Annotated in this window: 10 protein-coding genes; 5 read left to right on the top strand and 5 right to left on the bottom strand. The window is 67.0% G+C overall.

The genetic code is table 11. The features are described from left to right. Positions 1 to 48 precede the first annotated feature (48 nt). Entirely contained in the window at positions 49 to 888 is an 840-nt protein-coding gene (locus EAG14_RS02540; protein ID WP_121727970.1) for a creatininase family protein, read from the bottom strand. Positions 889 to 963: 75 nt separating this feature from the next. On the opposite strand from EAG14_RS02540, the gene EAG14_RS02535 reads away from it, so the two are divergent. The 4 genes from EAG14_RS02535 (at position 964) to EAG14_RS22615 (ending at position 9,339) form a co-directional block, all read left to right on the top strand. Further along, complete coding sequence (locus EAG14_RS02535; protein WP_121727969.1) at positions 964 to 1,716, top strand: alanyl-tRNA editing protein; 753 nt, start codon at positions 964 to 966, stop codon at positions 1,714 to 1,716. 387 nt (positions 1,717 to 2,103) lie between these two features. Beyond that, complete coding sequence (locus tag EAG14_RS02530) at positions 2,104 to 6,081, top strand: DUF748 domain-containing protein (RefSeq protein WP_240456912.1); 3,978 nt, start codon at positions 2,104 to 2,106, stop codon at positions 6,079 to 6,081. A 263-nt stretch (positions 6,082 to 6,344) separates the two neighbouring features. Beyond that, positions 6,345 to 8,594 (top strand): protein-disulfide reductase DsbD, encoded by a 2,250-nt coding sequence (locus EAG14_RS02525; RefSeq protein ID WP_121727968.1) that lies wholly within the window; start codon positions 6,345 to 6,347, stop codon positions 8,592 to 8,594. 61 nt (positions 8,595 to 8,655) lie between these two features. Further along, positions 8,656 to 9,339, top strand: coding sequence for a hypothetical protein (locus tag EAG14_RS22615; protein WP_162995888.1), 684 nt, complete (start codon positions 8,656 to 8,658; stop codon positions 9,337 to 9,339). A gap of 78 nt (positions 9,340 to 9,417) precedes the next feature. On the opposite strand, the gene EAG14_RS02515 is transcribed toward EAG14_RS22615, so the two are convergent. Further along, entirely contained in the window at positions 9,418 to 10,545 is a 1,128-nt protein-coding gene (locus EAG14_RS02515; RefSeq protein WP_099656819.1) for a branched-chain amino acid ABC transporter substrate-binding protein, read from the bottom strand. Positions 10,546 to 10,738: 193 nt separating this feature from the next. On the opposite strand from EAG14_RS02515, the gene EAG14_RS02510 reads away from it, so the two are divergent. Beyond that, positions 10,739 to 11,167: a CoA-binding protein gene (locus EAG14_RS02510; RefSeq protein WP_121727966.1), complete on the top strand. Its 429-nt coding sequence runs from the start codon at positions 10,739 to 10,741 to the stop codon at positions 11,165 to 11,167. A 30-nt stretch (positions 11,168 to 11,197) separates the two neighbouring features. Here EAG14_RS02510 and EAG14_RS02505 read toward each other — a convergent pair whose 3' ends face one another. The 3 genes from EAG14_RS02505 to EAG14_RS02500 are packed head-to-tail and all read right to left on the bottom strand — an operon-like array spanning position 11,198 to position 12,917. Continuing rightward, on the bottom strand, positions 11,198 to 11,749 hold the full coding sequence (locus EAG14_RS02505; protein WP_121727965.1) for a DUF2062 domain-containing protein: 552 nt from the start codon (positions 11,747 to 11,749) through the stop codon (positions 11,198 to 11,200). Between the two features lie 7 nt (positions 11,750 to 11,756). Then, positions 11,757 to 11,918 carry a hypothetical protein gene (locus EAG14_RS22610; protein WP_162995887.1) on the bottom strand — a complete coding sequence of 54 codons (162 nt, stop codon included), beginning with the start codon at positions 11,916 to 11,918 and terminating at the stop codon, positions 11,757 to 11,759. Between the two features lie 12 nt (positions 11,919 to 11,930). Continuing rightward, positions 11,931 to 12,917 (bottom strand): TerC family protein, encoded by a 987-nt coding sequence (locus EAG14_RS02500; RefSeq protein WP_121727964.1) that lies wholly within the window; start codon positions 12,915 to 12,917, stop codon positions 11,931 to 11,933. Positions 12,918 to 13,002 lie beyond the last annotated feature (85 nt).

Below are 13,002 nucleotides of genomic sequence, written 5' to 3'. Positions count from 1 at the left end.
GCTTCTAGCGCTTATTGGACGGGCCAAACAGCCCAAAACGCCAAAAACCTAGCGCCGCACCGTCTCCAGCGGCAACGCCACCAGTTCGGCCAGCAGGGCCGCCAAGGCCTCGCCCGCAGCCTCTACCACCGCACGGCCTTTGTCGGCCGTAGCCGCATCGGCCTGCCCCACAGCGCCGCTCTCGTGATAGTCCTCGATGGCCCAACCCATCTTGGCGCTTTTGCCGTTGCCCAAAATGGCGTGGCGCTCGGACCGATCCTGCGAGGTGGAGCGGAAGCTCTGCGCGTGTTCCATACGGACGGTGCTGCGCGCCAGGTGCAACATCATTGACGTTTCAATGTCACCCGCATGGATGCCAAAGCGGTGCTCTGCCGCGCTGAACAGGCCCTGCACCTCGGGGGGCTGGGGCAGGCTGAACCAGCTGGCGCTGTACACCAGCAGGCCGTGGCGCTGGCGCAGCTCGCGCGCCACGATGTCCATCACTGCCACATTGCCGCCGTGGCTGTTGAAGAGGAGCAGCTTTTTGACCCCCGCCCGCGCCACGCAGGCCCCCAGCTCCGTCCACAAGGCGATCACCGTGGCGGGCGAGAGGGTGAGCGTGCCTGCGAAATTGGCATGCTCGGTGCTCAGGCCAATGTTTTGCGGGGGCAAAAACAGCGCAGGCACATCGGCCCCCAGGTGCGGCAGGGCAGCGTCGATCACGCCTTGCAGCAGTGTGGCATCGACCGACAACGGCAGGTGCGGGCCGTGCTGCTCGACGGCCGCCACGGGCAGCACCGCCACCACCTGTTCGGCCTGGCCAGTGCTTTGCAGCGTAGCAAAGTCGCGGGTGGAGAGGTCGGCCCAGAAGCGGGAGGGCAAGGGGGAAGTGGCGGCAACAGAAGTCATGACCCGCATGGTAGCGGTGCGGCAGGCAGCCACAGCAGGAGCGAGCGGTTGGCCAGCGCCCGCTAACATCGCCCCATGACCCAAGACCTTTTTCGCCAAGACGCTTACCTGCGCGAATGCAGCGCCCAACTCACCGCCGTGACCGAAGCGGGCATCGTGCTGGACCGCACCGTGTTCTACCCCTTGGGCGGCGGCCAGGCGGGCGACAGTGGGGTGCTGGTGCTGGCCGATGGCGCCGAACTGGCGATTGCCGACACGCGCAAGGGCAAGGACGCCGAGGGCAACCCCACCAGCGACATCGTGCATGTGCCCACACCGGGGCAAGAAGCCCTGCTGGCCACGCTGGCACCCGGCACCGCCGTCACCGCCCGCATCGACTGGGAGCGCCGCCACCGTATGATGCGGCTGCACACCACCTCGCACCTGCTGTGCCACGTGGTGCCGCAGTTGGTCAACGGCTGCTCCATCACGCCCGACTATGCCCGGCTGGATTTCGCCATGACCGACCCGCTGGACAAAGAGCAACTCACCGCCGCCATCGCCGCGCTGGTGGCTGCGGCCCACCCGCTCACGGTGGCGTCGATCAGCGATGAGGAGCTGGACGCCAACCCCAATTTGGTCAAGAGCATGAGCGTGCAACCGCCCCGGGGCACGGGGCGCATCCGCACCATCCGCATTGGCGGCGACGGTGACGCGCCATTGATCGACCTGCAGCCCTGCGGCGGCACGCACGTGGCCAACACCTCGGAGATCGGCACCGTGGTGGTCACAAAGATTGAGAAGAAAAGCGCCACCACCCGCAGGGTGGTGTTGGGCTTTGCCCCATGAGCGCAGCGAATAGCGCTTTTCTTCGGGGTGCACTCATTGGCGCGCAGCGCCAGTGGGGGCACACCAGAAGCCACGCAATATCCGCCACCACCCGCAGGGTGGTGTTGGGCTTTGCCCCATGAGCGCAGCGAATAGCGCTTTTCTTCGGGGTGCACCCATTGGCGCGCAGCGCCAGTGGGGGCGCACCAGAAGCCACGGAATGTCCGCCACCACCCGCAGGGTGGTGTTGGGCTTTGCCCCATGACGCGGCAGCGCACTACAAAAAGATACTTCTGCAGCATGCCGGGCGCTGTTACCTTTGCAACTCTGCCCGCGTTGAAACCAGCCACGGGCCCGCAGCACACCACGGTGCGCAGGGCCCCAGCCCACTTCATTTTCTGACCCTCCATGCCAGCCCCTTTGCGCGCCCTGCTCGGCCACCCCCAACTCATCGCCCTGCGGCAACGCCGCTGGTTCAAGCCCGCCACACGGGCGCTGGCCGCACTGCTGGGGGTGTGGGCCCTGTCGTGGCTGTCGGTCCCCGCCCTGGTCAAAGGGCCGCTGGAGCGCCTGGCCAGCGAGCAACTGGGCCGCACCGTCACGGTGGGGTCGCTCGACTTCAAGCCCTGGTCACTGGAGCTGACGCTGCGCGACATTGCCGTGGCAGGTGCCAAAGGTAGCGAGGCAGGCCCAGCGCAGTTGACCATTGGGCGCGTGTATGTCGATGCCGAGCTGCAGTCGCTGCTGCGCCTGGCGCCGGTGGTGGATGCCTTCACCGTGGAAAACCCCGTGCTGCGCATCACCCACCTGGGCCAGGGCCGCTATGACGTGGACGATGTGATTGCCAAGCTGACGGCGCCCAAGGACGCACCAGAAACGCCCCCATCGACCGAGCCCGCGCGGCTGGCGCTGTACAACCTGCTGCTGCAGGGCGGGCGCGTGGACTTTACCGACAACGCCGTGGGCAAGACGCATTCGGTGCAGGACCTGCTGCTCTCTGTGCCCTTCATCAGCACGCTGGCCGATAAAAAGGAAGTGCGCGTGGAGCCCCGGCTGGCCTTTACGCTGGAGGGCAGCCGCTTTGACTCGTCGGCCCAGAGCACACCGTTCGCCCAAACGGGGCATGCCGACGCCCAGATCCGCTGGGAGGGCCTGAACCTGGCCCCCTACTTGGGCTACCTCCCCGCCAGCCTGCCCATTCGGCTGAAGGCCGCCACGCTGGACGTGGACGTGAAGCTGGCCTTTGAGCAGGCGCCGCGCATGGCAGTGAAGCTCTCGGGCAAGGTGCAGACCCGCGATGTGCACCTGACCGACCGCGAAGGCCAGGACCTGCTGGCCTATGAGCGCCTGACCGTGGACATGACCGATGTGCGCCCACTGGACCAGGTGGTGGACCTGGCCCAGGTGGAGCTGGCCGCCCCCGTGCTGCACGCCCGCCGCGATGCCGCCGGGCTGCTGAACCTGGCGCAACTGGGCAACAGCCCGGCCGCAGGGGCGCCCAGCGCAGCCACCGCGACGGCGACAGCCCCCGCTCCTGCACCCGCGGCCTCCGCCGCAGCCGGTGCCGAGGGCAGCGAGCCCGCCAGCGCAGCCGCATCGGCCCCAACCAGCGCATCCAGCAGCACCAGCCGCACGGCCAAAGCCAGCAGGCCCACCAAGCAAGCCACCCCGCCAGCCGCACAACCGCCAGCCCCCTGGAAGGTGACCGTGGCCCGCGCCGTGGTGCACCAAGGTACCGTGCACTGGGACGACCAAACCACCCGCCCCGCCGCCGCGCTGCAGGCGCAGCAACTGGCGCTGGAGTTGACCGGGCTGGCCTTGCCGCTGGAAAAGCCCGTGGCCTTCAAAGGCGCCATGGTGTTGCCCAATGCCAATGCAGCCAGCGCCACCAACGCCACCGTGCCCCCCGCCCGACAGACGGGCAAAGCCAAGGCAGGTGCGGCCAAAGCGGTGGCAGCGAAGACAGACACACCAGCGGCCCCTGAAGGCAAGCTGGCGTTTGAAGGCGAGGCCACCGAGCAAAAAGCGCAGCTGCAAATCACCACCGAAGCGCTGGCGCTGCAACTGGCAGCGCCCTACGTGGCGCAGTACCTGGAGCCCAGCTTGGCAGGCCAGCTCACCGGCACCCTGGGGCTGCAATGGCAGGCCCCGACCGGCAGCAAAGCTGCCACCGGCCTCACCGTGACTGCGGGCCCGCTGGCGCTGGAACAACTGGCCCTGCGCCAAGGCAGCAAGTCCCTCGTCAGCCTGGCCAAGCTGGAGGTGAAGGGCCTGCAGGTGCCGCTGGACGAGCGCACCGTGACGCTGGAATCGCTGAGCCTGAACACCCCCCAACTGGCCGTGGAGCGCGGCAGCGACGGGCGTTGGATGTTTGAGCGCTGGGCCAAGGCCCAGGCCCAGACACCCACCGCAGCGAGCGAGACCACGGCAGCAAAAACGCCCACCGAAGCCCCCTGGGTGGTGCGCGTGGGTGAGCTGGCCCTGCAAGGCGGCGCTGTGGCCTTTGCCGACAACGCCCAGCCCCGCCCCGTGGCCCTGGAAGTATCGGCCCTGGACGTGAGCGCCAAAAACCTGGCCACCGACAGCGGCAAGCCCGGCGCCTTCACGCTGAGCGCCCGCGCAGCGGCGGGCAAGGGCAACGCCAAGAGCACAGCCGGCAAGATCGACTACCAGGGCACGCTGGCCCTGCAGCCCCTGGCCACCCAGGGCAAGCTGGACGCCACCCGCGTACCCGTGCACGGGCTGGACGGCTACCTGGCCCAGCAGTTGGCCATTGAGCTGCTGCGCGCTGATGTGGGCTTTCGGGGGCAGGTGGCGTTTGCGCAGTCTGACAAAGGCCCTAGCCTGAAACTGGCGGGCGATGCGGCCATTGAAGAACTCAAGGCCAACAGCACGGGCGCATCCACCCCGCTGACCGAAGCCCAGGTGGGCGAAGAACTGCTGGCCTGGAAGAGCCTGAACCTGCGTGGCCTGAGCGTGGCTACGGCCCCCGGAACCGCCCCCAAGGTGCAGGTGAGCGAGACCAGTTTGCAGGACTTTTTTGCGCGCATCACCATCAACGAGGCCGGGCGCATCAACCTGCGCGACATCGTGAAGGGCGAAGCAGAGGCCACCGCAACGGCACCTGCAACCACGGCATCCACCACGGCAGCTTCGGCCCCCGCGCCTGCGGCGTCTGCGGCATCGGCCCCAGAGCCCGTGCAGACGGCAGCGCGCGACCCGCTGGCGCCCGTGGTGCAGTTCGGCCCGGTGAGCCTGGTCAACGGCAAGGTGCTGTTTTCTGACTTCTTCATCAAACCCAACTACTCGGCCGACCTGAGCGAGCTGACCGGCAAGCTGAGCGCCTTCTCATCCGAGGCACCGGGCGGCGAGCCCCAACTGGCCACGCTGGAGCTGCTGGGCCGCGCCGAGGGCTCGGCCTCGCTGGAGGTCACGGGCAAGCTCAACCCCCTGGCCCAGCCGCTGGCGCTGGACATTGCGGGCAAGGTGCGCGACCTGGACCTGCCCCCGCTGTCGCCGTATGCGGTGAAGTACGCAGGCCACGGCATTGAACGCGGCAAGCTCAGCGTGGACGTGGCCTACAAGGTGCTGCCCAACGGGCAGTTGACGGCCAACAACCGCATCGTGCTGAACCAGCTGACCTTTGGCGAGCCCGTGGCGGGCGCGCCCAACAGCCTGCCGGTGCGCCTGGCCGTGGCGCTGCTGGCCGACCGGCGCGGCGTGATCGACCTGGACCTGCCCATCAGCGGCTCGCTGAACGACCCGCAGTTCCGCCTGGGGCCGGTGATTGGCAAGGTCATCCTCAACCTGATCGGCAAGGCCCTGACCTCGCCCTTCAGCCTGCTGGCCAGCGCCTTTGGCGGCGGTGAGGAGATGAGCAGCGTGGCCTTTGCCCCCGGCAGCGCCACCCTCAGCCCCGAGGCACAGCAAAACCTGGGCAAGGTGGCCAAGGCCCTGGCCGACCGCCCCACCCTCAAGCTCACCGTGACAGGCACCGCCAACCTGGCCGAAGAACGCGAGGGCCTGCAACGCGAACGCCTGCAGCAACTGGTGCGCGCAGAAAAGCGCCGCGCCCAGCCCGACAGCACCGAGCCCGTCACCGCCGACGAGTACCCAGCCCTGCTTAAGGCCGCCTATGGCCGCGCCAGCATCCCCAAGCCCCGCAACCTGGTGGGTCTGGCCAAAGACCTCACGGCGCCCGAGATGGAAGCCCTGCTGATGGCCAACCAGCCCGCCACCGAAGCCATGGCGGCCGAACTGGCCGCCCAGCGCGGCCACGCCATCCAGAGCTATCTGGCCGCGCAAAAGCTGCCTGCCGAGCGCCTCTTCCTGGCCGCCCCAAAACCGGCAGCCAGGTGCCCAAGGGCGCACCGCATGCGGAACTGAGCCTGGCGACGCAGTGAGAAGCTCCCCTGAGTCGCCTGCGGCGCCTTCCCCCTCTTTCGCTGCGCGGGAGGGGGACGCCCCCGGCGCGGCGGGGCGGTGCGGCCGGCGTAGGCCCTTGCGCGGGGGCACTGGTACTGGCGCCGCGCCAGTTTCCAAGGAGGCGCATGGCTCAACGCACAATGGCGCCTAAAAGCATCAAAAGCGCATCCAAACCATGACGGTGCCGGAACCAAACCCGCCCCCGCCCGCTCCCACACTGCACCATGCCTTCACGCCTGTTCCATAGCCTCGCAGCCACTCTCTTTTTTATAGCTGCCAGCGCTTTAGGGATAAGCGCTAGCGCCCAATTTGGCCCAAAAACTGCCACCCCGGGCAGCAGCACCGTCACCACGCCCCATGTGCAGGCCGAGCTGATCGCCCACGCGCCGCAGGGCGTCACCCCCGGCCAGCCGCTGTGGCTGGGCCTGCAAATCACCCACCAGCCCGACTGGCACACCTACTGGAAGAACCCCGGCGACTCGGGCCTGCCCACCGAGCTGACCTGGCAGCTGCCCGCGGGGCTGGATGCGGGCGACATCGCCTGGCCCGTGCCCCACAAGATTGCCATCGGCACCCTGGCCAACTACGGCTACGAAGGCACCGTGCTGCTGCCCGTGCCCGTCACGGTGCCCAGCACCTTTGCCCCCGGCCCGCTGGCCAAAGACATCACCGTGCAGCTCAAAGCCTCGTGGCTGGTGTGCCGCAAAGAGTGCATTCCCGAAGAGGGCCAGTTCACCCTGCAGCTCCCCATCCGTAGCACCACCGCGCTGAACGGCGCCGCCTTTGACGCCGCCCTCAAGGCGCAACCCCAGGCACTGCCCAGCGCCACGGCGAGCGACGCCCGCCAGGCCCGTGTGGACGGCGACAGCCTGCAAGTGCGGGTGCAAGGCCTGCCCGCCGCGCTGCACGGCAAAACGCTGGACCTGTACCCCGAGACGCCTGAAGTGCTGCACAACGCTGCCCCCGGCACCCAGCAGTGGGACGGCGCGGTATGGACCGCACGCATCCCCCTGGCCGAGCAGCGCAGCGGCAGCCCCACCCTGCTGCCCGTGGTGCTGGCCGAGCGCGTGCAAGGCGCCACACACCGCCCCGGCTACCGGGCCGAGCTGCAGGTGCTGGGCACCTGGCCTGCGGCAGCCACCAAGGCCGCGGTATCGCCCGCGCTAGAGGCCGCCCTGCAAGCCAATGCGGCGATCGCATCGGGCAATGGCGGCAGTGGCGGCCCCTTGGCGCCTTCGGGGGCCTCCAGCCTCACGCTCACCGCCGCACTGCTGGGCGCCTTGCTGGGCGGGCTCATCCTCAACCTCATGCCCTGCGTGTTTCCGGTGCTGGCGATCAAGGTGGTGGGCTTCACCCGCCACGCACAAGACCGGCGCGCCCACCGCGTGAGCGGCCTGGCCTACACCGCAGGCGTGGTGCTGTCGTTCCTCGCGCTAGGCGCCGTCATGCTAGGCCTGCGGGCTGCAGGCGAGGCCGTGGGCTGGGGCTTTCAGCTGCAGTCGCCCGCCGTGGTGGCCGCACTGGCCGGGCTGTTCACCCTCATCGGGCTGAACCTCGCGGGCGTGTTTGAGTTCGGGAACATGCTGCCCTCCTCTGTCGCCAGCCTGCAGGCACGCCACCCGGTGGCCGACAGCTTCCTCACCGGCGTGCTGGCCGTGGCCGTGGCATCGCCCTGTACGGCGCCGTTCATGGGCGCGTCCATGGGCCTCACAGCCACGCTGCCAGCGGCGCAAGCCCTCGCAGTTTTTACCGCCCTGGGCCTGGGCCTGGCGCTGCCTTATCTGGCCGCCAGCCTGTGGCCCGCCGTAGCCCGCGCCCTGCCCCGCCCCGGCGCGTGGATGGACACCTTCCGCCGCTTCATGGCCTTCCCCATGTTCGCCACCGTGGTGTGGCTGGTGTGGGTGCTGGGGCAACAAAGCGGCATCGACGGCGCAGCCGCCCTGCTGATCTTGCTGGTGGGCCTGGGCCTGCTGGCCTGGTCACTGGCCCTGCAAGGCCGCGCACGGCGCTGGCTGGGCAGCGTGGCCACCGTGGCCATGGCCCTGCTGCTGTGGGCCTTTGGCCCCCACGTCACGCGCATGGCAGACGTTGCGGAAGCACCTGCCAGCAGCACCGCCACCACGGCCACCACCACTCAAAGCTGGCAGCCCTGGACCCCAGGCGCCGCCGAGCAACTGGTGGCCAGCGGCCGCCCCGTGTTCGTGGACTTCACCGCCGCCTGGTGCGTGACCTGCCAGTACAACAAGAAAACCACCCTCGCCAACGCCGAGGTGCTGGCCGACCTGCAAACCAAAAACGTCGCCCTGCTGCGCGCCGACTGGACGCGCCGCGACCCGCGCATCACCACCGCCCTGGCGCAACTGGGGCGCAATGGGGTGCCGGTGTACGTGTTCTACCGGCCGGGCAAGCCGCCGGTGGTACTGACCGAAGTGCTGAGCGTGGACGAGGTGCGCAGCACTATCGCCCAGTTATAGGCCAACGACAGGCGGCTACCCAGTGGTGGCGCCCTCATTTCTGGCTCACTAAGATGCAGCGATGCACTGTGAACAATGCCACCGCCCGCTGGCGCATGCCCATGAAATTTGCAAATCATGCAACGTAGAGCTTTCTTATCCAATCCGGACAAGCTCAGGATATGTGGATCGTGTAAGCCGCTACAAATGTCCTGCATGTGACGGCAGCTTTGAGCGATGGACCAACGCGCTGCGTCCCGCCAATGCACGTTGGTATGTGCCGCAAAGCACCAAAACCGTGTGCCCGTTGTGCGCTGTGGAGCTAGAGTGGAAACGGGTGCAAGAACCCGCGCAGCTTTCAGAAGCGTTGCAGGGCATTGCGCTGGGTTTAGCTGGTGCCCTCTCTGGTACCACTCCGCAAGCGCTCAGTGATTGGCTCAAAATGCATTGGGGCGCCGCGTCCACCACCCTCGTACCACTGACATTGGTGACCCTGTTTTTTATCGCAGCACGCCCGCCCGTGCTGGCCACAGGCCACGGCGCTGGTCATTTTGTGTCGGTGACCAGCGCGGACTCCTCACGCCGAAAATCTCAAGTCTTCGGGATCCTCTTGATGTTGCTGCTGGTGGGAGGCTATTGGACAGCGCCGCAGGCCCACAAACTCACTGTGTGGGCTGCGGGATTCGGCCTTGCCGTCATGGGATGCCTGCTCGCCGTTATCTGGCGCATCCGCACCGAAAAGCGATTGCGCAGGTCAGCGCCCTGACCTGCTGATACCGCAGCACTGCATGTTGAGGTGCTGCGGTGAAAAGCCCGGTCACGCAGCGGAGACCGGGCTTTTTGCTTACAAGCTCTTGAGCGCCACCACGTCCTTGCCCTTGAACGTGAACACCGTCACGGCCGAGGAGCGCAGGTCGTGCTTGGCGTCGTAGGCAAACTCGCCCGTCACTCCCATGTACTTGCCAGCGGCGATGTGCTCGGTCACCTTCTTGACGTCCAGCGACTGCGTGGCTTCCACGGCAGCGGCGATGAGGTGCATGCCGTCGTAGAACGCGGCGGCGTAGGTCAGCGGGTCGCGCTTGTATTCAGCACGGTAGGTGGCGGCAAACTTCTGGCCCTTGTCGCTGCGGTCCAGCATGGAGCCGCCCTGGGTGCAGAAGGTGTTGAGGTCGCCTGTGACCTGCGACAGCATGGCGGTCTCTGACGAGCAGATGCCGTCGCCGCCCAGCAGGGCCGCCGTAATGCCCAGCGCGCGCATTTGCTTGAGCAGCGGGCCGCCTTGGGGCGAGTAGCCGCCGTAGAACACGGCATCGGCCTTGGCGGCGCGGATGTTGGTCAGGATGGCGCTGAAGTCGGTGGCTTTGTCGGTGGTGAACTCGTTGGCGACGATCTTCAGGCCCAGGCGCTTGGCCTGTTCGGTGAATTCGCGCGCCACGCCCTGGCCGTAGGCCGTGCGGTCGTCAATCACGGCCACGGTCTTGATCTTCAGGTCTTGCGCCGCGTAGGTGGCCATCTTGGCACCCAGCTGGTTGTCGCTGGCCCCAATGCGGAACAGCGTGGCATAGCCCTGCTCCGTCACCTTGGGGTTGGACGCCACGGTGAAGACACCCATGCCAGCGTCGGCCAGCACGCGGGACGCGGGCATGGTGACGCCCGAGTTGTAGGGGCCCAGGACGAACTTCACCTTCTGGTCAGACAGCCGCTGGGCGACTTGCACGCCTTGCTTGGGGTCGGCCCCGTCGTCGTTGATGTCCAGCTCGAACTGCACGGCCTTGCCGCCCACCTTGATGCCCTTGGCATTGATTTCCTTGAGGGCGAGCAAAGCGCCGTCACGGTTGTCGATGCCGTTGGCGGCCTGGGGGCCAGTCACGGGGCTCATGAAGCCGATGCGCACCCGCTCTTGGGCAGACACGGAGAAGGCGGCAGTCAGACCGCAGGCGGCCAGCGCCAGCACGAGGGCTTGTTTTTTCATAGCTTGTTTTTTCATTGGAAAGGTACTCCTCAGGATAGGGGCAGCGCGCAGATCGTGTCCGGCCCGCCGCCCGCGCAGGAGTATGCAGCAAAGGGCCCGCCGCTCCGTGGCTGTGCGGCCTGCGCCCCAACCTCGCTGCGGGCAGGGTTGCCGCCCCCTTTGCCACAATGGGCCACAAAGACAGGACCCTCGCATGCCAGCCGATCCCCATCTGCCCATCTTTGAGCACACCCAGACCATCGCCATCGTTGGCCTATCACCCAAGCCTGAACGCGACAGCCACCATGTGGCGCAGTACCTGCAGGCGCAAGGGTTTCGCATCGTGCCCATCAGCCCTGCGGCCGACGAAGTGCTGGGCGAGCGCTGCTGGCCTTCATTGACCGAGGCCGCAAAGCACCACCGCATTGACCTGGTGGATGTATTCCGGGACAGCGCCGCCGTGCCCCCGATTGCCGACGAAGCCATCGCCATTGGCGCCCAAGCGCTGTGGCTGCAAATTGGCGTGCGCCACGATGCCGCGCTGGCCAAAGCCCAGGCGGCCGGGCTGGCGGTGGTGCAAGACCACTGCACGCTGGTGGAGCACCAGCGGCTGCGGGCTGCTGGTCTGTTGCCACCCCATTGACGCTGGGGCCAGCGCCCACAAAGCAGCAGGCTAGCGCCCGCGTGCCCAACGGCGCCTGCGCTGCAGCGCGGGGGTCAGCCACAGCAGTTGAACGGCGGCATAGCCCAGCAGTGCCATCAGGGCCGCCAAGGTGGGCAAGCCCACCAGCAGCGGCGTGCCCAAGGCCTGCATCCAGGTGGCCAGCGCTTGCACAGAGAAGTCACCACCCGGGGCCACGCTGCCCCACGCAGACAGGGGCTGCTCGCCCGGCATGACCAAGGCCCCCAGGTAAAAGGCCAGCGCGTACAGCGGCACGGTGGTGAGGGGGTTGGTGTAGAACGTTGCCACGCCTCCGGCCACGATGTTGCCGCGCAGCCAGGCGCACACCAGCAAGGTGCCCGGAATCTGCAGCGGCCCGGGGATGAGTCCACAGAACATGCCAGCCGCCACGCCCCGCGCCAGGGGCTGGCGCTGAAAGCGGAACATCGCCCGCTGCTCCAGCCAGGGCTGAAAGCGTGCCAGCCAGCTCCCCTCTATCCGGCCCCGCACCTGTGGCTCCAGCCCACGCAGCCAGCGGCGCAGGGTGCACAGCATTTGCATCATGGGCCCCTCAACCCATCAGCACTGCGGCCGCAGTGCCTGCGCCCCACAGCGTCGTCAAAGTGGCCAGCAGCCCCACGTCTCGCAGCTCGCTGCCCGCCCAGCGGGCCGTTACCGTGGCGATCAGCAGGGCAACCAGCATGCACACCATTACCGATTCAAGCATGTCCATGGTGTGCGCCTTTCAGTCCTTGGGGGGCAGAGCAGCAGGCTGGCCGCCGTGCGCGCTTTCACCCGAGCTGCGCAGCGACAGGATGATGGAACCCGCAATCAGCGAAGCGGTGACCAGCAGCGCGTAGCCAATCGGGATCTTGACCAGGTCGATGAGCAGCATCTTGCCGCCGATGAACACCAGCACCAGTGCCAAGCCATAAGCCAGCAGGTGAAAGCGGTTCGCCAGATCGGCCAGCAGAAAGTACAAAGCGCGCAGGCCCAGGATGGCAAAGATGTTGGCCGTGAGCACGATGAACGGGTCGCTGGTGATGGCGAAGATGGCGGGGATGCTATCCACCGCGAAGATGATGTCGGTGGTGCCAATGAGCACCAGCACCACGAACAGCGGGGTGTAGTGCTTGACGCCGTTGACCAGCGTGGAGAGCTTTTCGCCATCGAACTGGTCGGTAATGCGGATGCGCTTTTTCAGGAACTTGAGCACCGGGTTGGTGGCGATGTCAGGCTCTTGCCCCGCAGCAAACCACATCTTGGCGCCGGTGATGACGAGGAACGCACCAAACACATACAGCAGCCAATGGAAGGTGGCCAGCAGCCAGGCGCCTGCCAGGATGAGCAGCGTGCGCAGCACGATGGCACCGATGATGCCGATGATGAGCGCACGCTTTTGGTACTGGGGTGGCACCGCAAAGTAGCTGAACAGCATCAGGAAGACAAAGATGTTGTCGATGGACAGGCTCTTTTCCACCAGATACCCGGTGATGAACTGCATCGATACCGTGTTGGCCACCTCGCGGCCTTGGGTGCCGTTCAGGTACCACCACAGGATGGCGACAAACACAAACGCCAGCGAGAACCACAGCACGCTCCAGCGCAGCGCCTCGCCCATGGTGACCTTGTGCGCCCCCTGGCGCTCCATCACCAGCAAATCAATGCCGATGGCCACCACCACAAAGACGGCAAAACCCGCCCACATCCACCAGGTTCCTATTGTTTCCATGCGTCCTCTCCAAAAAGTTGTTTGCCCGCCCATGCGGGAAGCCCGCACACAGCCCCGCACTGTAGGGACACAACCACTCTTTAAA

The sequence above is a fragment of the Acidovorax sp. 1608163 genome, assembly GCF_003669015.1.
GTDB lineage: Bacteria > Pseudomonadota > Gammaproteobacteria > Burkholderiales > Burkholderiaceae_C > Acidovorax.
The sequence above is the reverse complement of the archived record's forward strand: the minus strand, read 5'-3'. Positions and strand labels throughout refer to the sequence as shown.